The sequence below is a fragment of the Roseateles rivi genome, assembly GCF_043555845.1.
Classification (GTDB): domain Bacteria; phylum Pseudomonadota; class Gammaproteobacteria; order Burkholderiales; family Burkholderiaceae_C; genus Roseateles; species Roseateles rivi.
The window spans coordinates 640,308-664,788 of sequence record NZ_JBIGHZ010000002.1; the positions used below are offsets into that span (position 1 = coordinate 640,308).

Sequence of the window (24,481 nt, forward strand, 5' to 3'; positions counted from 1 at the left end):
CTCGCTTGTGTTGTGGCAACGGCAGACAAGCGGGAGGGCGCAGGGTACGCTGTCACCCATGGGAAATCCAGCATGCTTGTTATGAGCAAGGCTCAGCTCGCGGTGCTGCGCCGCCTGGTGGGGCTGTGGCTTTGCGTGGCGCTGTGCGGGGCCACCGACGGTGTGCAGGCGCAGTCTTTGCAGGCCCAGCGCTTCATGCCCCTGCCCGCGGATGTGAGCCTGCCCAGCGACAGCGTCAGCCGCATGCTGCAGGCTCGCGACGGCCAGGTGTGGCTGGGCACGGCAGCCGGTTTGGTGCGCTATGACGGTCGGCGTCTGCGCGTGTTTGCGGCGCAGCCCGGCGGGCTCAGCCACCCCTATGTGACGGCGTTGCTGCAAGACGAGCAAGGCGGGCTGTGGGTAGGCACGCACCAGGGTCTCAACCATGTGGACCCCAGCACGGAGCGCCTGCGCCGCGTTGATGCCCCCAGCGAGCTGGCCGAGGGCTGGGTGCGGGGCCTGGCCAGCGCGGGCACGCAGCGCCTGTGGGTCATCGTCAACGATGCCCTCTACCTCTACCACCGTGACAAACAGCGATGGCAACGCTGGCAGCCTGAAACCCAAGAAGGCTTGCAGGGTGCACAGGCGCTCACCAGTGATGGGGAGGGCGGCGTGTGGGTGGCGCACCAGCACTTTGTCTGGCATATCGACAGCCGGGGGCGTGTGCAGCAGCAGCTGGACGTCAGCGAGTCGCTGCGGGGCTTGGCACCGCGTGAACGCGAAGTGCGTGTCTTGCTGCGCGACCCCAAAGGGCGGCTGTGGCTGGGCCTGACCGGTGGCGTGCGGGTGTGGGACGTGTCGGCCGAACCGGCACGCGCCTTGCCCGACCCTGGGCTGCCGCGCGGCTTGGTCTACGACATGCTCTGGGCGCGTGACGCCAGCCTGTGGGTGGGCATGGGAGGCAGTCAGGGCCTGGTGCGTTGGCGCGAAGGCCAAACGCTGCAGCGCTTTGGCCACCAGCACGGCGTGCAGGGCAGCCTGCCCGGCGACTCCATCAGCGCGCTGCTGCAAGACCGCAACGGCACGCTGTGGGTGGGCTGTTGGGACCAAGGGCTGGGTCTGGCGGATTTGGCGCACGAGGGTATCAGCCGCTACGTTTTTGTACCGGGCGAGGCGCGAGGCCTCTCCAGCGACATGGTGCAGGCCTTTGCCGATGGGCCCACGCCGGAACAACTCTGGGTCGGCACTTACGGCGGCGGGCTCAACCTGTTGTCGCTGTCCGATGGCCACAGCCAGCGCGTGCCCGAAGGCCAGCTGCCGCTGCGCCACATCAAGGCCTTGCTGCGCGAACCCGATGGCAGCTTGTGGGTGGGCGGTGATCACGGCCTGTGGCGCTGGGACCCTCGAAGCCGCCGCAGCACGGCTGTGCAGCTGCTCGGGGAGGGTGCGCTCCTGGCATCTATCAACACCCTGGCGCGCGGGCCCGATGGCAGGCTGTGGGCGGGCACTGGCCAAGGCCTGCTTCAGGTGGACACGCAGCGCCTGCAAGCGCAGTGGCTGGTGCTGCCGGGGCAGGGCAATAGACCCATGCCGGTGGACAGTCTGCACGCAGACCACCATGGCCGCCTGTGGGTTGGGGCCAAGCGTGGACTGTGGCTGCAGGCGGCAGCGGGGCAGGACTTTCAGGCACTGCCGCTGGCCCCCTCGCTGCGCGCGGCCGCTGCGGGTCCTGTGGCTGTGCATGTGGTGCGCGAAGCACCGGATGGCCGGATTTGGCTCGCCACCTACCAAGGTCTGATGCAGGCCACCCTCGTGCCAGGTGGCTGGGAAGTGAGTCACCCCGCCGGGCAGCTGGCCGAGCTCAGCCAGACCGTGTTTGAAAGCCTGGAACTCGACGAGCAGGGCGTGCTGTGGCTGGGCAACGAGCATGAGCTGCTGCGCTGGGATCCCGCCTCGGACAGCCTGCGCAGCTACCCGGCGCAAGACTGGTTCGGGCGCGGCTTCAACTTTGGCGCCAGCCACAAGGGGCCGGGCGGGAGCCTGTATTTTGGCGGCCCGGGTGTGGTGCGGCTGCAGCCCTCGATGTTTGGTTCTGATGCCCATGCGCCGGACCTGGTGCTCAGCGACCTGCGCCTGTTCAATCACTCCTTGCAGACCCCCACGGCCGCCTCTGGGGTGGAGGCAGCGCTGCACCGCCTCACCGGCGATGTGCCCAGCTCGCGCCTGCGCCAGATCAGCCTGCAGCCGCAGGACAGCATGGTGAGCTTTGAGTTCTCGGCCCTGCATTTCGCGCGCCCCTCGCTCAACCGCTATGCCTGGAAGCTCGAGGGCTTTGACGAGACCTGGATTCCCGGCCAGAAAGACCGCGCCGTGGCCACTTACACCAATCTGGACCCCGGGCGCTACGTGCTCATGGCCAAGGCCGCCAACCCAGACGGGCGCTGGAGCGCGCCGCAAAAAATACTGGAGATCGAAGTGCTGCCGCCGTGGTGGCGCACCTGGTGGTTCCGCACACTGGTGGTTTTGGCTCTGCTGGGCCTGGGCGCGGCGGCGCTGCGTTGGCGGCTGCGTGATGCTTTGCGCCAGCGCCATGTGCTGGAGCTGGAGGTGCAGGCGCGCACCGCACAAATTCAAGAGCAGGGCCGCCAGCTCAGCCTGGAAAAGCGCGAGGCCGAGCAACAGCGCGAGCGCGCCGAACAAGCGCGGCTGGACATTGCGCGGCTGGGCGAAATTGGCCGCGACATCAGTGCCGCCCACAACGAAGACGAGGTGCTGGAGCGGCTGTGCCAGCAGGCTTTCACGCTGTTGGACCTCAGCGCCTTGGTGGTGGCGCAGGTGGATGAATCGACCAGTGAGCTGCAGTTGCAGCGCGTCATCGAGCGCGGCCAGCACCGGCTGCTGGCGCCGCTCTCGCTGCAGGACGCCGCCGCCCACCCCGCCGTGCGTTGCGCTCTGCAGGCGCAAGACCTGCAGCTGGCCAGCGGCAGCGGCGGTTTGCAAGCCAGTGTTTATGTGCCCATGGTGCAGCAAGGCCGCGTGGTGGGCGTGCTGGGCGCGCACCGCAGCGCCGCCTGGACGAGCGTGGACCTGGACATGCTGCGCACCCTCGGGGCCTATGCCGCTGTGGCCTTCGACAAGCTGCAGGCCTATGGCCGCTTGCAGCAGGCGCGCTCCTTGCTGATGCAGCAGGAAAAGCTCGCGGCGCTGGGTGGACTGGTGGCGGGTGTGGCGCATGAGCTGAACACGCCCATTGGCAACAGCTTGCTGGTGTCCACCACGCTCAAAGACACCACGCAGGACTTCAACCGCCAGCTGCAGCAGCCGGGCTTGCGCCGCAGCGCGTTGCAGGAGTTTTGCGAGCACGTCAGCGAGGCCGCCACCTTGCTGCAGCGCAGCCTCGAGCAGGCCGCGAGCATGATCTCCGGCTTCAAACAATTGGCGGTGGACCAGGCCTCAGAACAGCGCCGCAACTTTGAGCTTGCCACCCTGTGCCAGGAGGTGGCGCAGACCCTGGACCGGCGCCTCTACCGCGGCGGCCACCAGCTGATGCTGCAAGTGGCGCCCGACCTGCACATGGACAGCTACCCCGGGCCGCTGGGGCAGGTGCTCAACAACTTGGTGATCAACGCCCAGCTGCATGGCTTTGATGGGCAGCGCAGCGGTTTGGTGCGCATCAGTGCACACAGCAGCGGCGCTCAGAGCCTGCGTCTGGAGGTCATGGACAACGGGCGCGGCATGTCGGCCGAGCACCTCAAGCGCGTGTTCGAACCCTTCTTCACCACACGCATGGGGCGCGGAGGCTCGGGGCTGGGCATGCACATTTGCTACACCATCGTCACCGGGCTCTTGGGTGGGCAGATTCGTGTGTTGAGCGAGCCCGGGCAGGGCACGCGCGTCATCATGGACTTGCCGCTACAAGCCCCGCAGCACAAGCCTGCTGCCGATCAGTCGCCCCAGAGCAGCGGCTGACGCGCCTCGGCCCAGCCTTCGAGCTGGGCGCCAAAAAGCTCTTCCACGCGCGGGCGCCGTACTTTGAGCGTGGGCGTGACCAGGCCGTTGTCCACCGTCCAGGGCGTGCACAGCAGCACCAGCGCGCCGAGCTGCTCGTGCGGGTCCAGATGCGCGTTGACGGCCTGCAAGTGCGCGCGCAGCGAGGCCTCCAGCGCCGCGCGCTCGGTGGTGTCGCTGCGCTGTGCCGCCGCTTGAGGGTTGAGCATGAGCAGGCCCAGGGGCTGGGCCAGATTGGCGCCCACCACCGCGCAGGCCTCGATGGCGGGGTGCATGCCCAGGCGGTCCTCAATGGGCGCGGGCGCCACATACTTGCCCTTGCTGGTTTTGAACAAATCCTTCACCCGCCCGGTGATGCGTGTGCAGCCGCGTTCGTCCACGGCGGCCTTGTCGCCGGTGTGCAGCCAGCCCTCGGCGTCAAGCACCTCGGCACTGAGCTCGGGCTGTTTGAAGTAGCCCAGCATCAAGGCCGGGCTGCGCATGAGCAGCTCGCCGCTGACGGGGTCAACGCGCGTCTCCACGCCCTCGTAAGGGATGCCCACGGTGCCGGTCTGATCCTGGCCGGGCACGGTGATGTGGCTCACCGCCAGGTTTTCGCTCATGCCGTAGCCCTCGCAGATGGGTAGGCCCAGTTGGCGAAACCACTGCAGCAGCGCTGTGGGCATGGGGGCTGCGCCGCCCGCGGCCACGCGGCATTTGGACAGACCCAGCGCCTTGAGAATCTTGCGCCGCACCAGCCAGCCCACCAGGGGCAGGCGCAAGAGCAGCTGTAGGCGCTGCGGCGGCAGTTTGGCGTGAACGCCTTGCTGGAATTTGGTCCACAGCCGCGGCACCGAGAAGAACAAGGTGGGCTGCGCGCGCTGCAAGTCGGCCGTGAAGGTGTCCAGGCTCTCAGCAAAGTACAGCTGCATGCCCGTGGCCAGCCAGCAGTGCTCCACCAGCACGCGCTCCACCACGTGAGCCAAAGGCAGGTAGGACAGCATGCGGTCATGGCGGTGCAGCGGCAGGCGCTGCAGGCCCGCGCGCACCGCCCAGGCGAAATTGCCAAAGCTGTGCATCACGCCCTTGGGCATGCCGGTGGTGCCGGAGGTGTAGATGAGCGTGGCCAGCTCATCGGCGCCGCGCAGCGGCTCACCCAGCACGGGCTCGGTGCGGGCACAAATGGTGTCCCAGTCCTCGTATTGCTGGCGCGCTGAAGCGGGTGAGACCGGGTAGCTGATGCCGCTCATGCCCGCAGGCACACCGGCTTGCATGGCCTCCCAGCCATCGAGCTTGCCCACAAAAATGGCGCGCGAGTCGCTGTGCTCAAGAATGTGCCGAATGGTCTCGGGGGCCAGCGTGGGGTAGAGCGGCACCGAGACATAGCCCGCCATCCAGATGGCCAGATCGCTCATCAGCCACCAGGCGCAGTTTTTGGAGAGGATGGCCACGCGTGCGCCGCTCTCCCAGCCTTGCTCGCGCCCCAGTGCGCGCAGGTGTGCGGCCATGCGTCGGGTTTCGTCGGCCACCTGCGCCCAGGTGTAGCTGCGCAGCGCTGCGCCTTCGAGCGGCTGGTGCAGTACCGGGTCGGTGGCAGCTTCGCGTTCCCAGCGGTAGAGCTGCTGCAAGGCCAAGGTCAGTGGCGTGGATTGATCGGCCATGTGAACTCCGTTGTGTAGCCAGCCGGACGGCAACCCCCGATGCTAGGTCAAGTCGGTCATCGAGGGGAGGGGCGGCGCTGGATAATGGCGTTTGGCCACACCAGTCGCAGTCTCCACACATGTCCAGTCTCATTGTTCACGGCGGCACGCCTTTGCAGGGCCGCATCATCCCTTCCGCCAACAAGAACGCGGTGCTGCCGATTCTGTGCGCGACCCTGCTCACACGCCAGCCCGTGACGCTGCGTGGGGTGCCGGAAATCACGGACGTGAAAAAAATCCTTGAGGTGTTCCGCAAGCTGGGCAGCCATGTGGATGTGGACTTCGCCACCGGCGTGCTGCAGCTGCACCACGAGCACACCCAGTTTGACCCCGCGCGCGACCATCTGCCCGAAGAGATGCGCAGCTCCATCATGCTGGTGCCGGGCTTGTTGGCGCGTTTTGGTGCGGCGCGCATTGAAGACGATGTCAAAGGCTGCACGCTGGGCGCACGCGAGATCGACCCGCACGTGGAGGTGTTCCAGCGCTTTGGCGCCGAGGTGCAGCGCGGCAGCGACGGGCTGGTGCTGCGCGTGCAGCGCCCACTCACCGGCAACGACCACTGGACCGACTACGCCAGCGTCACCACCACCGAAAACTTCGTGCTCTGTGCGGCCCTGGCCGAGGGCCGCAGCACGCTGATGAACGCCGCCAGCGAGCCCCATGTGCAGGAGTTCTGCCAGTTCATGCTGAGCTTGGGGGCGCGCATCGAAGGCTTGGGCACCTCGCGCCTGACCATCCATGGCGTGAGCGATTTGGGCGGCACGGATTTCACCTTCGCCGAAGACTTCCACGAAATCGTCACCTTCCTGGCGCTGGGCGCCATCACCGGTGGCGATGTGCAGGTCAAGAACAGCCAGCCCGAGCAGTTCCCGCTCATCGACCGCACTTTCGCCAAGTTCGGTGTCGAGATCGTGCATGAGGACGGCTGGTCGCGCACGCGCATCAGCGCGGCCGACGGCAAGCTGCGCGTCAAAGAGCCTTTCACGCGCAATATCTTGCAAAAGGTCGAGGCCGCGCCTTGGCCCTATCTGCCCGTGGACCTGCTGCCCATCTTTGTGGCGCTGGGCGTGAAGGCCGAGGGCAGCGTGATGTTCTGGAACAAGGTCTATGACGGCGCCATGGGCTGGACCAGCGAGCTCTCCAAATTCGGCGCCCATGCCTTTTTGTCTGATCCGCACCGCATGGTCACCTTCGGCGGCAAGCCGCTGGCGCCAGCTGAGGTCGAGAGCCCCTACATCATCCGCGTGGCGATTGCCCTGCTCATGGTGGCTGCCAGCATTCCGGGCAAGTCCACCATCCTCAACGCCAACCCCGTGCGCCGTGCGCACCCGGGCTTTGCCGAGAACATCACGCGGCTGGGCGCGCGTGTGGAGTGGGTGGAAGGCGACTGAGCCCCGGCTCAGGCCCCGCCGCACCCACTGCCGCTTCCTCGCCCATGGCGCGCCCGCCCAAGCCTGAGCTGCCGCTGCGCGACGGCGTGGCCGCCAGCGTGCTGGCCTGCCCCAGCGGTCCTTGGGCCACGGTGTTGGACTTTCTCAGCGAGCGCCTGCCGCTGGTGGCGCGTGAAGACTGGGCCCAGCGGCTGAGCTCGGGCGCGGTGCTCAACGCCCAGGGCCTGGCGCTGGCGCTGGATGCGCCCTACCGCGGCGGCACGCGGCTCTACTACTGGCGCTGGCGCGAGCAGGAGCCCGAGGTGCCGTTCGAGGCCCACATCCTCTACCGCGACGAGCACCTGCTGGTGGCTGACAAGCCGCACTTTCTGCCCGTCACGCCCAAGGGCCGTTATGTGCAGCAAACCTTGCTGACGCGCCTGCGCCGCGCCACCGGGCTGGCCGAGCTCAGCCCGCTGCACCGGCTGGACCGCGAAACCGCCGGGCTGGTGCTGTTTGCCGTGCACGCACAGGCCCGCGACGCCTACCAGGCCCTGTTTCGCGAACGCCGCGTGCACAAGGTCTACGAGGCCATCGCGCCGTGGCGGCCCGAGTTGAGCGAACCCCGCTGCCTGGCGCACCGCCTGCAACAACACCCCGAGCACTTCATGCAAATGCAGGTGCTCGACGGCGAGCCCAATGCCTGGACGCAGCTGCGCCTCATCGAGCGCCTGCCCGATGCGCACGGCCAGGCCTGGGCACGCTACGGGCTGCGCCCCAGCACCGGGCTCAAGCACCAGCTGCGTGCGCAGATGTGCGCTGTCGGCGCACCGCTGCTGGGCGACCGCATCTACCCCACGCTGCTGCCCCACGAGGAGCAGCCTGACTTCAGCGCGCCGCTGCAGCTGCTGGCGCGCGAACTGGCGCTGCAGGACCCGCTCAGTGGCGTTTGCCACCGCTGGCGCAGCGAGCGCATGCTGAATGGTCTGGATATGCCGAATTTCAACCCCGCGAACCAGGGTGTGCTGCCACCATAAATGGGATGTTCGTGAAGGATGCCCTCGGCACAATCGCCCTCTCCCCCAGGGTGTTCCCGAGTCAGGCGCATGAAATCAAGCGTGAGTTCCGTCAAGTGGCGCGCCGTGCTGGCTTTTTGTGCCGTGGGCCTGCTGCTGGCCGCGCTGGTGACGGTCTGGCATCTGTGGTCCGAAGTGCAGCGCCGCGAGGCGCGCATCGACGCCGACCTGCGCGAGATCCCGCTGCTTTATGCCGAGCCCCTTTCGCGTGCCGTGGCCGAAGGGCGGCTGGATAAAGTCAAGCGCCAGCTCGAACTCATCGCCCTGCGGCATGATCTGCAAGGCGTGGAGTTGCGCCTGGACGCCGGAGCGCCGCTGCGCGTGGTCCCCCGCAGTCAGGTTGAACCGGGGCGCGCCATGTCCTTCCCCTTGAGTGGCAGCCCCGCAGCCCAGGTGCGTGTGGTAGCGCCTGTGGTTCAGGCCAGTGCGCTCATGTGGGAGCCCCAACACATGCAGACCTTGATGGAGATGGTGCTGCTGGTGCTGGTGCTGGGGCTGGCCGCGGTGATCTTGATTGACCGCTTGGTGCTGCAACACCTGCGGCGGCTCTCCGCGCAGGCGCGCGCTTTCGATTCCACCCAGCCGCCGCTGCAAGCCCCCACCAGCCGCGAACTGCCCAGGGAAGTCAAACAACTCGAGCAGGCCATTGCCCATGTGCAGAGCTGCTTGGGTGACGAGCTCATGCGCGAGCAATCTCAGGTGCGCGAGCTGCGCGAACTGGTGCGCAGCCGCGAGCACTCGCTGGAGCAGGCGGAGCGGGCTCTGGCCCTGCGTGGGCGCGAACTCGCCGCGCTGGAGCGCCACGACCCGCAAACCGGCCTGGTCAACCGCCGTGAGTTCGACGAGGTGCTGCGCCGCGAATTCAAGCGTGCCCAGCGCGATGGCGGGCGGCTGGCCCTGGCCATTCTGGACCTGGACCGCTTTCGCCTCTTCAACGAAACCCATGGGCGCCCAGCGGGCGACGAACTGCTAGGCCGCTTTGCGCGCATGCTGGGCGAGCGCTTCAAGCGCGACACCGATCTGGTGGCGCGTCTGGGCGGCGAGGAGTTTGTGGCCTTGCTGCCTGGTTTTGATGTGGAGGCCGCACAAAACCTGCTGGACCAGCTGCGTGACGACTGGCGCCAGCAGCTGCAGGTGCTCAGCCAGCTCGGCAGCTTGGGCATCGGGCAGGGTGCCGAACGCCAGCAGGTGACAGTGAGCATCGGCCTGGCGGTGCTGCAGCCCGGGCGGCCCTACCTCAGCCCGCAAGCTTTTTTGCAAGCGGCCGACGACGCCCTGCATCTGGCCAAACACAGCGGGCGCGACCGCCTGAGCATGGCCGCCTGAGGCTTTGAGGCCTCAGGTGCGGCCGTGGCGCTGAGCCTGCTGAATTTCTTCTTCCAGTTTGACCAGCGCGCGCTGCACCAGCAGCTCGTCGAGCTGGGCCAGCGGAGCCAAGGCCAGCGCCAGTGGCTCGAGCTGCTGTGGCGCTTCGGTCAGTGCCCACGCCAAGGCGCCCACCACGGCGACGCCGCGGCGCTCCAGCTGCGCCGGGCAGTCCCGGCCCTGGCGCAGTGCTAGGTGGTGGCGCACGCTGGCGGTGGCGGCTGGCGCCAGGCCCCAGGTTTCGCACAGCGCCGCGCCCAGCGCGTCATAGCTCACCCCGAACATAGCGTGTTCCATGGCGCACAGCTGCTGCACGTCGCTGCCAGCCGTTCGCAACAGGGCGGGGTATTGGGCTGGTGCGTGGCGGTACAGCACGGCTTTGCCGCATTCCTCGAACAAGCCTGCTGAATGTGCGCTCCAGGGGTCGATGTGCAGCAGCTGGCCCAGGCGGCCCATGAGCTGCCCGCGCCGCGCGGCGCGCTGCCAAATGACATCCAGCTCCGGTGCTGGTGGAAAGGCGGCCCGCAGCCCCATCTCAAAGGTGATGCCCGCCACCTCGCGCATGCCCAGGTAAGTCAGCGCCTGCTGCACGCTTTGCACGCGGCCGTTGAGCCCGTACATGGAAGAGTTCACCGCACGCAGCACGGCCGAGGCCAGCGCCATGTCCTGCTCGATCAGGGCCGACATGGCCGAGAGCTCCGCATCATCGCGGGCCATCAACAGCGACAGCCGCACCAGCACCTCGGGCTGAGCCGGGATGTCGATCTGCAGCGAGCGCAATTCAGGAGCAACAGGCATGGGCGTGAGGCGGGGTCGAAACAAAGAACCCTGCAGCGATGCTAGACCCAAAGCCCCGCAGCTAAAGCTCAGTGCAGCAGGGCATCTGCCCCGGTTTTCACGATCAGGGCGCCCACCACCACCACAAACATGGCGCGCACAAAGCCCGAACCGCGCGCCAGCGCCATGCGAGCACCCACCACGCTGCCCAACACATTGGCCACGGCCATCACCAGGGCCAAATGCCACCACACATGACCTTTGAGGCCAAACAGCACGATGGCCGCCGCGTTGGTGGACATGTTCAACAGCTTGGCGCTGGCCGAGGCATGCAAAAAGTCATAGCCCATCAGGCGCACAAACAGGAATACAAAAAAGCTGCCCGTGCCGGGGCCAAAAAAGCCGTCGTAAAAGCCAATCACCAGACCAATGATGCTGGCCACGAAAGCCTCGCGGCGGCCTTCATAGAGCGGTGCGTGCTCGCGCCCCAGGTCTTTCTTGAGCAGGGTGTAGATCAGCACCGCCAACAGCACCAAGGGCAGGGCGCGGCGCAGGCCTGCGGTGCTGACGAGTGTGACCGTCCATGCCCCGGCCAAACTCCCCAGGCCCGCCGCACAGGCCGCAGGCAGCAGCGCCCCCCAGGGCATGCGCACCCGCTGTGCGTATTGGTGTGTGGCCCAGGCCGTGCCCCAGATGGCCGCAGCCTTGTTGGTGCCAAAGAGTGTGGCGGCAGCGGCGTTGGGGAAGGTGGAAAACAGCGCTGGCACCAGAATCAGCCCACCGCCGCCCACCACGGCGTCTACAAACCCGGCGGCCAAGGCGGCCAGGGCTACTGTCACCATCTCCCACATGCGCTGTGCCTTTCCAGGCCCAAGTCGGGCCCAAAAACAAATCGGGCACCCTAGGGTGCCCGAGAACGTGACGAAGTCACTGTCATTATTGTTGGATGCCTGCTGCGCTGATGTATCAGCGGCTTGAATCTGTCTCCTCGGCCTCCGGAGTGATCCCTGTGGTGGAATCAGACCGAAGCGCCGCGACTGTAGGTCAAACGCTCACGGGGCCTTCTTGGGGCTTGCCCCTAGCGGCGATGGTGCCAGCACCTCAGCGCTTGCGGTCAAACTGGATGACCTGAGCGTGGCTGCGGCGCTCGCTGCCCAGGCTCAGACCCTCAAAAGCTTCGTGCTTGCGGCCTTTGTCAGCGATCCACTCAGGCATCGGCATGCGGCGGGGAGCGGTGTCGGTGCGGGATTGAGACTTCAACATGGTTGGGACCTTTTACGGGAGGCCAGCGAAACCACTCGCTGGTATGCCCGTAACGAGGGACATGCGCAGGGCGTTGACAAGTTCAACAAGATTTTTTGCAGCGCACCAAATTGGGGCAAACGCAGGCTGAAGCGGGGCTGACCGCTGCTCCCCAGGCCTCGTTATGCTTGCGTCATGACAGCAAGCAACGACAACAAGCTGCAGGTGGCCTGCCTGTGCGCCGCCTGGTGCCGGGTGTGCGATGGCTTTCGCGCGGAGTTCGACGCACTGGCGGCGCGTTTCGAGTCCACCGTGGTCTGGCGCTGGGTGGATGTGGAGGACGAAGAGAGCGAATTGCTGGGCCTGGAGGTCGAGACCTTTCCTTGCCTATTGGTGGCCAGCGCCGGGCAGCTGCGCTTTTTCGGGCCCGTCGCGCCCCAGGGCGCTGCCGTGGAGCGCCTGGTGCAGGCGGCGGGCGAGGCGGTGTTGAGCCAAGACGCGCTGGCGCAGCAGGTGGCACAACGTCTGTTCAACGGCGCATAAGTCTTGTTCACTATGGGGCGGGGCTCCGGCGTGACAATCGCAAGCGCTTGAGCCGTGTGCGTCGCCCGCGCCCTTTGAGGGCTGTTGACGCTTGCCTTATCAACGGGACCCTTCTGTATGAACGTACTTTTCAAGACCTCCCTGGCGCGCGCCACCCCCATCATTGCCGTCGACGCCGCCACTTGGCCCGCTCTTCGCGCCCAGCTGCCCCAGCGCACGCAGGCCTGGCTCACCACCGTGGGTTTCAAGGCCGCTCCTGACAGCCTGGCCCTGGTGCCCGGTGAGGACGGCAAGCTGGCTCAGGTGTTCGCGGGCGTGGCCAACGCCGCCCACCCTTTTGCCCTGTCGGCCCTGCCGCAGCAGCTGCCCGAAGGCGCCTACGCCCTGTCCAGCGAGGGCGTGGCGCTGAGCGATGAGGCCGCTGCGCTGTCCTGGGAGCTGGGCTGCTACCAGTTTGATCTCTACAAGCCGCGCAAGCGTCTGCCGGCCCAGCTGTGGATGAAAAACAGCGCCGATGCCCAGCGTGGCCTGGCTTTGGCCACCGCCATGGTGGCGACGCGCGACCTGGTGAACACTCCGGCCGAGCACATGGGCCCGCAGGAGCTGGCTGCGGCCGCTCAGGCCTTGGCCAAGCAGCATGGCGCCAAGTTCAAGCAAATCACGGGCGACGATTTGCTCAAAAAGAACTTCCCCGCCATCCATGCCGTGGGCCGCGCCAGCACGCGCGCGCCGCGCCTGATTGAGCTCAACTGGGGCAGCGACAAGCACCCGCGCCTCACGCTGGTGGGCAAGGGCGTGTGTTTTGACAGCGGCGGCCTGGACCTCAAGAGCGCCGACGGCATGCGCCAGATGAAGAAAGACATGGGCGGCGCGGCCAACGCGCTGGGCCTGGCCACGCTCATCATGGCCTTCAAGCTGCCGGTGCGCCTGCAGCTGCTCATCCCCGCCGTGGAAAACATGGTGGCGGGCAACGCCTACCGGCCCGGCGATGTCATCAAGACCCGCGCGGGCGTGCACATCGAGATCGGCAACACCGACGCCGAAGGCCGCGTCATCCTGTGCGATGCGCTGGCCTATGCCGCGGAATCTGCGCCTGAGCTCATCATCGACATGGCCACGCTCACCGGTGCGGCCCGCGTGGCCCTGGGCGCCCAGCTGCCCGCCTTGTTCGCCAAGCACATGGACACGGCGCGCGATCTGGTGGACCTGGGCCTGAAGCTGGACGACCCCCTGTGGCACATGCCGCTGTGGGCGCCCTACAAGGAAGGCATTGCCTCCAGCATTGGCGACATCGTCAACACCGGACGCAACGCGCTGGCCGGCGCCATCAACGCCGCCCTGTTCCTGGAGGCTTTCGTGCCTGAGCAGCAAGACTGGCTGCACATCGACTTGTTCGCCTGGAACGACATCAACCGCCCTGGTCGCCCCATCGGCGGCGAGGCGCAAACCATCCGCACCCTGCTGGCCTATCTGGAAGAGCGCTTCGCCGCTTGAGGCACCGCAGCGCCCGTCAATGGGTCCATTGACGCCATGAGCTCGGCGGGCGCCAGTCATGGCACCAGGCCAGCACGGCGTCGGAGGCCAGCGGCGCGGCCACCCCCATGCCTTGGGCGCAGTCGCAGCCCAAGGCCAGCAGGCGCTGCCCATGCGCCTCGCTGGCCACACCCTCGGCCACCAGCTTGCAGCCAAAGGCGTGCGCCAGTGCCACGATGCCCTGGGTGATGGCCAGGTCTCCGTCGTCTTCCAGGATGTCGTACACGAAGGACTGGTCGATCTTGAGCTCTTGCACCGGCAGGCGCCGCAGCAGGGTGAGCGAGGAATAGCCCGTGCCGAAGTCGTCGAGCGCAAACTGAAAGCCCAGTTCGCGGCAATGGCGCAGGATGGCGCTGACGCGCTCGATGTCCGCCACGGCCGTGGTTTCGACGATTTCCAGCACCACATGCTCGGGGCGCACGGGGGCGTGCAGGCGCACCGTCTCCAACAGGAAGCTGGCGAAGTCCGGGCTTTGCAAATGCGTGGCCGAGATGTTGATGCTCACCGGCAGCAGCTGCCCGGCCTGGGCCCAACGGGCCATTTGCTGCACGGCCTGGTGAATCACCCAGCGGCCGATGCGCACGTCCAAGTCGCTGTCCTCGACCATGGGCAAAAACGTGCCTGGCAGTTGTATGCCCAGCTCCGGGTGGTTCCAGCGCAGCAGCGCCTCCATCCCGTCGATGCGCCCCAGGCGCATGTTCACCTTGGGCTGGTAATGCAGGCAGAACTCGCCACGTGTCAGCGCGTGCTCGATGCGCGAGAGCGTCTCGCGGCGCGAGCGGCTGCGCTGGCCGCTGCCCACGTCAAACAGTTGGAAGCGACCTTTGCCCTGGTCTTTGGCTTGGTACATGGCTTGATCGGCGTGACGCAGCAGTGAATCGGCGTCCACATCGTCGTCCGGGTAGAGGCTCACGCCAATGCTGGCCGACACATTCAAGGTCAGCCCGGCGATATGTAGGGGGTAGGAGATGAGCTCCAGCAGTCGCTGCAAGGTGTGGGCGCACTCATCGGCGTCCTGCAGATGGTTGAGCAGGAGCACGAATTCATCGCCGCCCAGGCGCGCGACCAGATCTGTGTGGCGCGGGCCTTCGTCAGCACCACGCGTGTGGCCGCGCACATGCGACTGCAGACGTTGCGCCACCTCGGCCAGCACGCGGTCGCCAATGGGGTGCCCGTAGCGGTCGTTGATGGGCTTGAAGCCATCCAGATCGATGTAACACACCGCCAGCTTGTGCCCGGCCTGGCGTGCCAGCGCCAGCGCCAGTGGCAGCTGCTCGTCGAGCATGCGGCGATTGGGCACGCCGGTGAGCATGTCGTAGTGTGCGATGCGGTCGAGCTCCCGCTGGTGCGCCCGCGCCAAGCTGATGTCCGAGACGATGCAGGCGTAGGCATGACCTTGCCCGAACTCGTGACGCACGGCATCCATGCTCATGCGTGCGGGGAAGATACGGCCACTGGCGTGGCGCAAGTCCAGCTCGCCCTGCCAGCGCCCATGCGCTTGCAGCGAGCTGCGCAGTTGCTGCAGCAGCGTCTGCTGATCGGGGGCCACCATCAGCAGGTCCATGTTGCGGCCTAGGCAGTCTTCGCGTGTCAGGCCGCTCATCTTGCAAAACGCCGGATTGACGTCCATCACATGGCGTTTTTCATCCACCACCAAGATGGCCTCTTGGCTGTTGGCAAACACACAGGCCGCAAGCTTCAGGTCGCCTTCAGCGCGCTTGCGCTCGGTGATGTCTTGCAGCGAAGCAATCACATATTCGTAAGGCCCCGGCACGCGGCGGTAGGACGAGACTGTCAGGTGCGTCACCACCACGCTGCCGTCTTTGCGCAAAAAGCGCTTGTCCAACTCGTAGCCGTCGATCTCGCCGGCCAATAGGCGGCGGAACTGAGACAGGTCAAGGTCCAAGTCGTCCGGGTGGGTCAGCACATCCCAGGTGGTGGCCAGCAGTTCGGCCTCGGTGTAGCCCAGCATCTCGCAGAGCTTGGCATTGGCGCGCATCCAACCCTTGTCTGGGGAGGTCAGTGCCATGCCGATGTTGCCGTGCTCAAACTGCGAGCGAAAGATGAACTCGCTCTCGCGCAATGCGTCCTCCTGGGCCTTGCGGTCGGTGTCATCGTCCAGCAGCAGCACGCGCCACCCGGCGCTGGCGCCTGTCAGCCCTAGCGTGTGACAGCGCAGCGTGGCCCAGCGCATGGGCCCCAATGACACGGCCCGGCGCACGCTGAGGGTCTGGTCAGCCGCGCCCGCGTTCTGCAGCCATTGCTGTAAGGCCTGCGCTTGCTCAGCGTCAAAAAAATGGCTCAGCGGCATTCCCGCGACGTGCTCGGCGGGCACATCCAACCAATGCTGCAGCTCATGGTTGAAGAACAGCATGCGTCCCTCGTTGTCGAGCAAGCCCACGCCCAGCTGCGCGTCGTTAAGCAGCAGGTGCAAGAGCTTGTCGATGACCGGGGGCGTCAGCACCGACGGCCCAACGCTATGGAGCTTTGAGGGGGGCATGGGGAATCCTTCTCGCGTCGCGGGGCGGGACGCTTTCACGGGATTACCCTGATCTTGATCCTTAGGACTGCGGAAGGGCAGGGGGGTGATGTCACCCTCAACGGGGGCAAATTCAGCGCGGCTCGGCCAGTTCGTCCAGCGCCAGATAGGCCGCACAGCTGCCGCGGATGTAGACCAGTGCGGGCAGCACCAGCGCCAGCACAAACACCATGCCCCCGCCGGCCAGCGAGGCTATACCCTGGGGGGAGGCCGTCACCGGCGCGCCACTGGCGCCCAGGCTGCGCAGGCCGTAACCGAACAGGCCAGCCATGAGCTGCTGGGGCGGCAGGTCGAGCTGCGCCACCCAGGGCAGCAGCAAACCCATCAGGCGCGCACCACTGAGCACCACGGCGCTGACCGCCGCACTCACCAGGGCCGTCAGCAGCAGCACGGCAAAACTCAGCAAAGCCGCCTCAGGCAGCTGGCGCGTGAGCACGCGCCTGATCCATGCCAGCGTCTGCCTGGTGTCGCCACCGGCCCATACGCTGGGCCCACTGAGTGGCCCCACCACCAAGCCCGTCGATACCATGGTCAGCCCACAGCCCACCACGCCCAGCGGCAACACCAGCGTCAGCAAAGGCACGCCCACCACCGGCAGTCGCACGGCCCACATCAGCGCTCCCAACAGCGTCAGAGCCATAGCCACGCCAAGGGCCCAGCACAAGACGCTCAACAAACTGCGGTGTCCGACCTGCAACGCGTCGCGCCAGGCTTGCACCGGGTCGCGCGACACCAGGCCCATGGCCTGATCCATCAACATCAGCCCGGTGGCCTGGACCCCATAAAACGCGACGGCCAGTGCGCCACCGCCGTACACGCCGGCGAGCAGGCGCTGTTCGTGGGCCAGCGCGGACTCTGTCATGGCCAGGAGCAACCCGGCCACGCAAAAACCGCACAACAGTGAATACAGCGCGGGCCCATTTCGCAGGGCGTCCACACTAGAAAGGATGCGATTCAGGGCAAGGTGAGAGAGGTGCAGGGCCATGGTTCGGGAGGGCGAAAATGCCAGTTTGCGGCTGTCTACCGCGTTTGGGGTGCGTGCGCTGCTTGAATTTGCGAGGGTTTATTCTTAGAGAACGAAAAACAACATTCCGGTTGACGGATTGCTTATGCCTAAATGTAGCAACCATAATCGTCGCGCCTGTATGCAGCGCCTTCGTTTGAATGGTTCACGATGGGTTGAAGCAGCACATTGGTTTTTTGGTTTTGAAAGGGCTTCCCCATGGGAAACAAGCTTTACGTTGGCAACCTCGCGTACACCGTGCGTGACGAGATGCTGCAAGAGGTTTTCGGTCAGTTTGGCACGGTCAACTCGGCCAAAGTCATGATGGACCGCGACACCGGCCGCTCCAAGGGCTTCGGTTTCGTGGAAATGGCGTCTGACGCAGAAGCGCAGTCGGCCATCAACGGCATGAACGGTCAGGCCATCGAAGGCCGCGCTGTGGTCGTCAACGTTGCACGTCCGCGCGAAGAGCGCCCAGGCGGCTTCGGTGGCGGCGGCCGCTCCGGTGGCGGTGGCTTCGGTGGTGGTGGCGGCGGCGGCTTCGGCGGTGGCCGTTCCGGTGGCGGCGGCTATGGCGGCGGCGGTGGCCGTTCGGGTGGCGGCGGCTACGGCGGCGGCGGTGGCCGTTCGGGTGGCGGCGGCTACGGCGGCGGCGGCGGTGGTGGCTACGGCGGTGGCCGTGGCGGCTACGGCGGCGGCGGCTACTGAGCACCACACTCACACAGGCACGGCGCCTTCCTGAAGGCGCCCACCGGATAGAGCGAGGCACCTTCGGGTGCCTTTTTTATTGGGGCTGCAGCGGGCAGCCCCGATTTGTTTTACTGCCAGTGCTCGACCGAGAGCTTGGCAAAACACTCCCAGCTGCGCTGCGCGTCGGGCTGTGCGCCTTGGCGCTGGCAGCCGAGGCTGAACACCTCGCCCAGGCTGCGCCGGTGCTGCAGCATGAGCGACAGGCCGTGGTGGCGCTCCTCAAAAGGGCTGGGCTCGCGTTGAGTGCCGCCGCCGCGCCGCTGCGCTTGCCCGCCCTGCCAGAGCAGGCGCAGGGTGTCGCGTGGGCTCATGTGCAGCACGGCCATGGATTGGCCGGTCCATTCGCGCAGGCTTGCACCGTCGCTGTGCAGAATGCGGCTGGCTGAGAGCAGGGGTTCCCACTCCAAGCCCCAGCCGCCTGGCAGGCTGGCAAAGACACGGCCGCTCAGCGAGAGGGTTTGGCCGCGCCCGAGTCGGTCGGCATCGACGTCCAAGTGCCGCCCGCTCGACCACGTCAGCTCCAGCGGTGAGAGCCAATCGCTGGGACTGATTTTGAAACCGACCACCCAGCTGTTGGCGGCGTGGAGTTGGCCCTGGTGCTGCACGCGCTGGGGTTTCCAGTCGTGGAACACCCAGAACTCCGACTGGTGCTTTGACTCCATCCAGATGCCGGTGCTCAGCACTTGGCTGACGCGCTCGCCGCCGCGCACTTGGTGGACGGGGTCGTCCAGGGTGCGCACCTGGGTCCAATCGGTCACCCAGCCTGCGGCGTGGATGGGCCACAGCGGCCAGTGCTCGGGCCAGGCGGGAGGCTCCAGCTTGCGCTCGAGATTGAGCTCCTGGCGCAGCACGCCGGACTGGGGTACGAAGCCGTTGTCGTTGGCAAAGCCGGCACTGATGCGCTCGAGGTTGACTTCCCCCGTCCATGCGTCCAGCCGCTGGCGCCCTTGCAGCCACAGGCGGTGGCCCAGCTGCGGGCTTTGTGGCTGGCCGCGGCCTTCATCGTCAAAGGCGACGCTGGTGCGTGACCACAGGGACTGAGCACGCAGCATGGCGTTGCTGCCGGGCTGGACGCTCAGGCTCGTGCCCAGCACGCTGTTGGCGCGGCCGTGCAGATAGTCGCGGTGGGACAGCAGCGCGGCGCTGTCCCAGCTTGGGCTCCATTGATGGTGGACGCGCGCGAAGCTGGCTTGCGAGGGCAGGTCCTGCGGGATGTTGCGCGTGCTGTAGGCGCTGGGACGCAGGACGATGCCGCCGCCCTGATCGCGCAGGCTCATGGCAGTGGCCTGGCTGCGGGCGCCGCGCCAGCTCGCACGCAGGCCCCAATCGGGCTGGGTGATGGCGCGCGAGTAAAAGCCCGCCAGGCCGCGCGGGTTGTCATCGGGGTCGGTGGGGGCTTGCCCGGTGAGCTCCTGGCTTTCCAGGAAGAACGGGCGCTTTTCCTGCTGGAACAGCGCGAAGCGGGTGTTGGCGCTGAGCTGAGGCTGGTCCTGATCGACTTGCGAGAAATCGGGCTTGAGGGTGGCGTCCAAGACCCAGTCGCTGCGCGGTTGCCACTTCACATTCATGCCCAGCTGCACCTTTTGCTGAAAAGGGGCTGAGGGCTGGTGTGCGTCGGTCTGGCGCTGGCGGCGCCAGGTCAACTCGGGGCGCCATTGCACGAATTGGTGCTGGGCGGCTTGCGCTTGCCACTCGTCCAATCCGGTGATGGGGGCGAGCTCGGACAGAAAACTCAGCGCTGACTGCGTGAGCGGGACGCTGACCAGGAGGGGCGCATCGTCACGGGCAATGCGGCGCAACACCATCATGCGCCAGGGCGCTTGGCCCGCGGGCGGGTGGCGCAGCTGGGACAGTGGCCAGCGCAGTTCCACGCTGTAGCCATCGGACAGGCGCTGCACGGCGGCTTGGACATCGAAGTCGGCGGCGTAGTCTTCTTCATCGTCCTGGGCGCTGAACACTCCGTCGGCCAGCACGCCGCTGGCGCTGACGCGCACAAACTGAGCGTGTCGACGGGCGCCGCTGGGGTCCAGGAACACGGCGATGTGGTCGTGCCCGCCGGTGATGTGGTCGCGCCGCACCAGGGGCGCGCGCAGCAGCTCGGGCGAGGGGTCCCAGGCGCGGATGCCAAAGACCAGGGCGTCCTCGGTTGCCAGCACTTGCACCGTGGTGCGCCAGCGGGCGTTGGAGCGCTCCACGGGATGGAGCTCCACAAAGTGCTCGTGCAGCGGGGCCTTGCGCCAGGCGGCTTCGTCGAGCTTGCCGTCAATGCGCGGCGCGGCCCCGGTGATGCTCAGGGCCTGGACGGCGCTGGCGTCCACAGCGGTGTCGGCCCAGACCGGGCTTGTGCTGAGGGTCCACAGCGCCAGAGCGGCACAGCCATGCGCGCGCCACTGCGCCCATGCGGAACTTGAGATCAACATGTTGGTGTCAGAAAAGCTTTGCAGGCGCTGACTTGCGCGGCAAATACTGATGCCAGGCATTCAGTGAGCCGCAGCAGGCGCTGCAAACAGCAGGGTGTCAACAGCCCGTCCGGCGCGCTGGGCGCGGGCAGGTAGGGTAGGTGTTTGGCGCGTGGGCCAAACCTAGCAGGGGTGGAGGACCTTGACCATGTTGAACTCCCTTTTTCGACCGAGGAGGTGGCTGCCGATGGGGAGCACGAAGCGCCGCAGTGTAGTGCAGCAGGGCCTTGGCAGGGAGTGCTTGGTTCGCGGGTTTGTGCGCGACGCGCGCCTCAGCGGTCAGTGCCCGCTGCCGCGGTGCTTGCGTTCGCGGCCTTGCAGCGCGCGGTCAAACACGGCATTGGGCAGCAGGCGCAGCAAGCGCGCCACCACGCCCATCTGCCAGGGAATGACGCGGTAGCTGCAGCCCGCAGCAATGGTCTTGAAGGCCTGCTGCGCAAAGGACTCGGGCGACATCAAAAACGGCATGGCATAGCGGTTCTCGCGCGTCAGCGGCGTGTCGATATAGCCCGGTGCCAGCGTCACGACGCGCACGCCCTGTGGGCGGCATTCGCCGCGCAGGCTTTCGCAGTAGCTGATGACGGCGGCCTTGCTGGAGCAGTAGGCGCCGTGGCCGGGCAGGCCGCGAATGCCAGCCACGCTGGCAATGCCCACCAGCGTGCCGCTGCGGCGCTCGCACATGGGGGCGATGAAGGGCTGGAAGGTGGCGGCCAGGCCCAGGTTGTTGGTGGCGTAGACGCGCTGCATCACGGCCAAATCTTCAAAGTGCGCGGTGTCCACGCCGATGCTGATGCCGGCGTTGGCAATCACCACATCAGGCAGGCCTTGGCGTGCCATGCACTCATGTCCGGCCCGCGTGATGGCCTCGATGTCGCAGACATCAGCGGGGTAGAGCTGCACACGGCTCGGGTCCAGGCCTTGCTCATGCATCCAGCTGCGCAGCAGCTCCTCGCGCCGCGCCACCAGCGCCAGCGCGTAGCCCGCCTGGTAGTAGCGCAAGGCCAGGGCCTGGCCAATGCCGCTGGAAGCGCCGGTGATGTAGACCAAGGGGTTCATGGGCTGACCTTGAGTGCGCCGCGCCGGGCGGCCGCTTCAATGCGGCCGCGTGTGAGGCCGCTGAACTGCAGCACGCCGCTGCGGTGCTGGTAGTCGAAACGGCTGAGCGAGAGTTCGCCACCGGGCAGGCGCAAGGTGGCACGTTGCTCGGCCACCAGGCGGTCTTGTTTCACGTAGGCCACGAGGTGCTCGCTGTGGAGCTCCATCGCCGGGAGCGGGCGCAGCCGACCTTGGGCATCGCGCTCAAAGCGCCGCACCTGCACCTGGCCGCGCAGCACCAGCTCGCTGCCGTCGCCGTTGGACTCGGCGCGCTGCGCATCCACCAAGGTCAGCTCGCCGCTGTTGCCGTGCGCGCGCAGCGTCACGCCGTCGAGCTCAAAGGTGTCGGTGTCCGGGTAGTGGCGCATGGCTTTGCCCAGCACTTGCGCGCGCAGCTGGCCGCTTTTGTCGAAGCGGCTGAGCTCAAAGCCTTCCATGGTGTAGTCAGGGATGTGGCGCGGTGGCAGCTTTTCGCCCGCAGGGGCGAGCAGTGGGGTGTTCTTGATCAACCACCAGGTGAGTGCCGCCAGCGCGGCCATGAGCAGCAGGGGCACATAGTTCGCCAGCCAGGTCTGTACGCGCCACACCCAGGGCAGCCAGCGCTGCGTCATCCGGCCGTGCCTCCGTCCAGCGTCACCATATGGCTGTGCAGCAGGCGCTGGTATTGGCCATTGGCCATGAGCAGCAAGTCGCAGAGCTCACGCGCCGCGCCGTGGCCGCCGGGGGCTGTGGTGATGTGGTGGGCGATGGCGCGCACTTCGGCATGGGCCTGGGCCGGAGCGCAGGCAAAGGCAGCGCGCGTCATGAGCGGCAGGTCGGGCCAGTCGTCGCCCATCACTGCCAGCTCCTGCCACTGCAGCTTCAGCTCGGCCAGCAGCGGTGCGGCAGCGGCGAGCTTGTCACGCGCGCCGTAGGCGGCATGGCGCAGGCCCAGATCGGCCACGCGGCGGCGCACTGCTGGCGAGTCGCGCCCGGTGATGATGATGGGCGTGATGCCGCCTTCGGCCAGCAGCTTCAGGCCGTGGCCGTCCAGCGTGGAGAAGGCTTTGAAGTTCTCGCCGCTCTCGCCGATGTAGATGCGTCCGTCGGTGAGCACACCGTCCACATCAAAGATGGCGGCCTTGAGGCCCAGGGCTGCGCCCTGAGCGCGCAACAGCAGCTCGGGTGCAAATTGCAAAGCGGGGCGCAGGCTCATATGACTTTGGCGGCCATCAGGTCGTTGATGTGGATGGCACCCAGCAGCGTGCCGTCGTCTTCGCACACCAGCACCACGGTGATGCGTGCGTCTTCCATGAGGTCGGCGGCATCCACGGCCAGCGCGTCGGGGCGCACGCGCTTGGGCTGACTGGACATGACATCCCCGGCGCAGAGCTGGCGCAGGTCTTGACCGCGCTCGATGAGGCGGCGCAGGTCGCCATCGGTGAACACGCCCAGCACCTGCTGCTGCGCGTCGACCACGATGGCCAGGCCCATGCCCTTGGCGGACATGGCACGCATCATGTCGGTGAAGCTGCAGTCCGCGCTGACGCAGGGCAGGGCTTCGCCGCTGCGCATGAGGTCGCGCACATGGGTGAGCAGCTTGCGGCCCAGCGAGCCGCCGGGGTGGGAGCGCGCGAAGTCTTCGGGCTTGAAGCCGCGTGCGTCCAGCAGCGCCACGGCCAGCGCGTCGCCCAGCGCCATCTGCGCGGTGGTGCTGGCGGTGGGTGCCAAGTTGAGCGGGCAGGCTTCCTGTGCCACGCGGCTGTCCAGCACATGGTTGGCGTGCTGGGCCAGGCTGGAGTCGGCCTTGCCCGTCATGGCCACGATGCACACGCCCAGGCGTTTGAGCACGGGCAGGATGGCGTTGAGCTCGTCGCTTTCACCGGAGTTGGACAGCGCCAGCACCACGTCTTTGGTGGTGACCATGCCCAAGTCGCCATGGCTGGCTTCCGCGGGGTGAACAAACATCGCGGGCGTGCCCGTGGAGGCCAGGGTGGCGGCAATCTTGCGGCCCACATGGCCGCTTTTGCCCATGCCCATGACCACCACGCGTCCCGTGCAATGCAGCACTGCAGCCACGGCGTTGGCGAAGTGCTGATCCAGGCGCGGGCCCAGCTCGGAGAGCGCGCGCGCTTCGATGGATAGGGCCTCGCGCGCCATCAGCAGGGCGCGTTGCGGGTCAAAAGATGTACGGCTGGAACTCATCCCGGGCAGTATATCGACGGGGCCTTGGGCGCAGGGTAGCGCCCGCTGCTGCGGGCGGGTGCTGCGCTCAGAGCTGGAAGTCGTAATCCACCACCAGCGGTGCGTGGTCGCTGAACTTCTGGTCTTTGTAGATGGCGCAGTGGCGCGCTGTGGCGGCCAGGGCAGGGGTGGCGATTTGGTAGTCCAGCCGCCAGCCCACGTTCTTGGCGTAGGCCTGGCCGCGGTTGCTCCACCACGTGTAGCACTCGTCGGTGGTGTCGGGGTGCAGGGTGCGGTAGACGTCCACCAGGCCGCCGTCTGCGGGGTCGAGCAAGCGGCTCATCCAGGCGCGTTCTTCTGGCAGAAAGCCGCTGTTTTTGAGGTTGCCTTTCCAGTTCTTCAGGTCGGCTTCTTTGTGGGCGATGTTGACGTCGGCCACCAGGATGAATTCGCGCTCCTGGCGCAGGGCCTGCAGGTGCGGTGCCATGAGGTCCAAAAAGCGGTATTTGGCGGCCTGGCGGTCCTCGCCGCTGGAGCCGCTGGGGAAGTAGCAGCTGATCAGCGAGAGCTTGCGCCCGGGTTTGTCAAAGCGCTTTTCCACCCAGCGGCCTTCGGCATCGAATTCGTCGCAGCCCAGGCCGATGCGCACATCGCTGGGTGTCTCGCGGGTGTAGAGCCCCACACCCGAATAGCCTTTTTTCTCGGCGTAGTGAAAGTGGCCCTGCAAGTCGCCGCATTGCGCGAACTGCGCGCCCACCACGTCGTCCTGGGCCTTGAGCTCTTGCACGCCCAGCGCGTCGGCGTTTTGGGTGTTCAGCCAGTCAAAAGCACCCTTGGTGGTGGCGGAGCGGATGCCGTTGAGGTTGAGTGTGATGAAGCGCATGGGCGGGGGCGAAGTTC

At 66.8% G+C, this 24,481-nt stretch carries 19 protein-coding genes; 7 read left to right on the forward strand and 12 right to left on the reverse strand.

Annotation, left to right across the window (positions count from 1 at the left end):
- Positions 1-72: 72 nt before the first annotated feature.
- Positions 73-3,948, forward strand: a complete 3,876-nt coding sequence (locus tag ACG0Z6_RS06925; protein WP_394459838.1) for a two-component regulator propeller domain-containing protein — start codon at positions 73-75, stop codon at positions 3,946-3,948.
- On the opposite strand, the gene ACG0Z6_RS06930 is transcribed toward ACG0Z6_RS06925, so the two are convergent.
- Entirely contained in the window at positions 3,924-5,627 is a 1,704-nt protein-coding gene (locus ACG0Z6_RS06930; protein ID WP_394459840.1) for an AMP-binding protein, read from the reverse strand. The genes ACG0Z6_RS06925 and ACG0Z6_RS06930 overlap by 25 nt on opposite strands.
- A 119-nt stretch (positions 5,628-5,746) precedes the next feature.
- Here ACG0Z6_RS06930 and ACG0Z6_RS06935 point away from each other — a divergent pair, with 119 nt between their 5' ends.
- The 3 genes from ACG0Z6_RS06935 (at position 5,747) to ACG0Z6_RS06945 (ending at position 9,438) form a co-directional block, all read left to right on the forward strand.
- On the forward strand, positions 5,747-7,057 hold the full coding sequence (locus ACG0Z6_RS06935; protein WP_394459842.1) for a UDP-N-acetylglucosamine 1-carboxyvinyltransferase: 1,311 nt from the start codon (positions 5,747-5,749) through the stop codon (positions 7,055-7,057).
- 44 nt (positions 7,058-7,101) lie between these two features.
- Entirely contained in the window at positions 7,102-8,073 is a 972-nt protein-coding gene (locus tag ACG0Z6_RS06940; RefSeq protein ID WP_394459844.1) for a pseudouridine synthase, read from the forward strand.
- An 81-nt stretch (positions 8,074-8,154) separates the two neighbouring features.
- Positions 8,155-9,438, forward strand: coding sequence for a GGDEF domain-containing protein (locus ACG0Z6_RS06945; protein WP_394459847.1), 1,284 nt, complete (start codon positions 8,155-8,157; stop codon positions 9,436-9,438).
- Between the two features lie 12 nt (positions 9,439-9,450).
- On the opposite strand, the gene ACG0Z6_RS06950 is transcribed toward ACG0Z6_RS06945, so the two are convergent.
- From ACG0Z6_RS06950 to ACG0Z6_RS06960, 3 genes are all read right to left on the reverse strand, one after another.
- The gene (locus tag ACG0Z6_RS06950) at positions 9,451-10,275 is read right to left on the reverse strand and encodes an HDOD domain-containing protein (RefSeq protein ID WP_394459849.1); all 825 of its coding nucleotides are present in this window, start codon (positions 10,273-10,275) and stop codon (positions 9,451-9,453) included.
- 68 nt (positions 10,276-10,343) lie between these two features.
- Positions 10,344-11,105 (reverse strand): sulfite exporter TauE/SafE family protein, encoded by a 762-nt coding sequence (locus ACG0Z6_RS06955; protein ID WP_394459851.1) that lies wholly within the window; start codon positions 11,103-11,105, stop codon positions 10,344-10,346.
- 250 nt (positions 11,106-11,355) lie between these two features.
- A complete protein-coding gene (locus ACG0Z6_RS06960; protein WP_394459853.1) occupies positions 11,356-11,517 on the reverse strand; it encodes a hypothetical protein in 162 nt (53 codons plus the stop codon).
- Positions 11,518-11,691: 174 nt separating this feature from the next.
- Here ACG0Z6_RS06960 and ACG0Z6_RS06965 point away from each other — a divergent pair, with 174 nt between their 5' ends.
- On the forward strand, positions 11,692-12,039 hold the full coding sequence (locus ACG0Z6_RS06965; protein ID WP_394459854.1) for a thioredoxin domain-containing protein: 348 nt from the start codon (positions 11,692-11,694) through the stop codon (positions 12,037-12,039).
- Between the two features lie 117 nt (positions 12,040-12,156).
- Positions 12,157-13,533 (forward strand): leucyl aminopeptidase family protein, encoded by a 1,377-nt coding sequence (locus ACG0Z6_RS06970; RefSeq protein ID WP_394459855.1) that lies wholly within the window; start codon positions 12,157-12,159, stop codon positions 13,531-13,533.
- A gap of 16 nt (positions 13,534-13,549) precedes the next feature.
- Here ACG0Z6_RS06970 and ACG0Z6_RS06975 read toward each other — a convergent pair whose 3' ends face one another.
- On the reverse strand, positions 13,550-16,072 hold the full coding sequence (locus tag ACG0Z6_RS06975) for a sensor domain-containing protein (RefSeq protein ID WP_394459856.1): 2,523 nt from the start codon (positions 16,070-16,072) through the stop codon (positions 13,550-13,552).
- A 112-nt stretch (positions 16,073-16,184) separates the two neighbouring features.
- Positions 16,185-16,973: a hypothetical protein gene (locus ACG0Z6_RS06980; protein ID WP_394459857.1), complete on the reverse strand. Its 789-nt coding sequence runs from the start codon at positions 16,971-16,973 to the stop codon at positions 16,185-16,187.
- A 360-nt stretch (positions 16,974-17,333) separates the two neighbouring features.
- Here ACG0Z6_RS06980 and ACG0Z6_RS06985 point away from each other — a divergent pair, with 360 nt between their 5' ends.
- Positions 17,334-17,822 (forward strand): RNA recognition motif domain-containing protein, encoded by a 489-nt coding sequence (locus ACG0Z6_RS06985; RefSeq protein WP_394459858.1) that lies wholly within the window; start codon positions 17,334-17,336, stop codon positions 17,820-17,822.
- 110 nt (positions 17,823-17,932) lie between these two features.
- Here the strand turns inward: ACG0Z6_RS06985 and ACG0Z6_RS06990 are convergent, their stop codons facing one another.
- The 6 genes from ACG0Z6_RS06990 to ACG0Z6_RS07015 form a co-directional block, all read right to left on the reverse strand.
- Positions 17,933-20,284 carry a DUF5916 domain-containing protein gene (locus tag ACG0Z6_RS06990; RefSeq protein WP_394459859.1) on the reverse strand — a complete coding sequence of 784 codons (2,352 nt, stop codon included), beginning with the start codon at positions 20,282-20,284 and terminating at the stop codon, positions 17,933-17,935.
- Between the two features lie 318 nt (positions 20,285-20,602).
- On the reverse strand, positions 20,603-21,379 hold the full coding sequence (locus ACG0Z6_RS06995) for an SDR family oxidoreductase (protein WP_394459860.1): 777 nt from the start codon (positions 21,377-21,379) through the stop codon (positions 20,603-20,605).
- Positions 21,376-22,029: an LPS export ABC transporter periplasmic protein LptC gene (lptC, locus tag ACG0Z6_RS07000; RefSeq protein WP_394459862.1), complete on the reverse strand. Its 654-nt coding sequence runs from the start codon at positions 22,027-22,029 to the stop codon at positions 21,376-21,378. Before lptC ends, ACG0Z6_RS06995 begins: the two co-directional genes overlap by 4 nt.
- The gene (locus tag ACG0Z6_RS07005) at positions 22,026-22,613 is read right to left on the reverse strand and encodes a KdsC family phosphatase (RefSeq protein ID WP_394459864.1); all 588 of its coding nucleotides are present in this window, start codon (positions 22,611-22,613) and stop codon (positions 22,026-22,028) included. The genes lptC and ACG0Z6_RS07005 overlap by 4 nt, the downstream gene beginning before the upstream one ends.
- Entirely contained in the window at positions 22,610-23,602 is a 993-nt protein-coding gene (locus tag ACG0Z6_RS07010) for a KpsF/GutQ family sugar-phosphate isomerase (protein WP_394459866.1), read from the reverse strand. Before ACG0Z6_RS07010 ends, ACG0Z6_RS07005 begins: the two co-directional genes overlap by 4 nt.
- 67 nt (positions 23,603-23,669) lie before the next feature.
- Positions 23,670-24,464 (reverse strand): exodeoxyribonuclease III, encoded by a 795-nt coding sequence (locus ACG0Z6_RS07015; RefSeq protein WP_394459868.1) that lies wholly within the window; start codon positions 24,462-24,464, stop codon positions 23,670-23,672.
- Between the last annotated feature and the right edge of the window lie 17 nt (positions 24,465-24,481).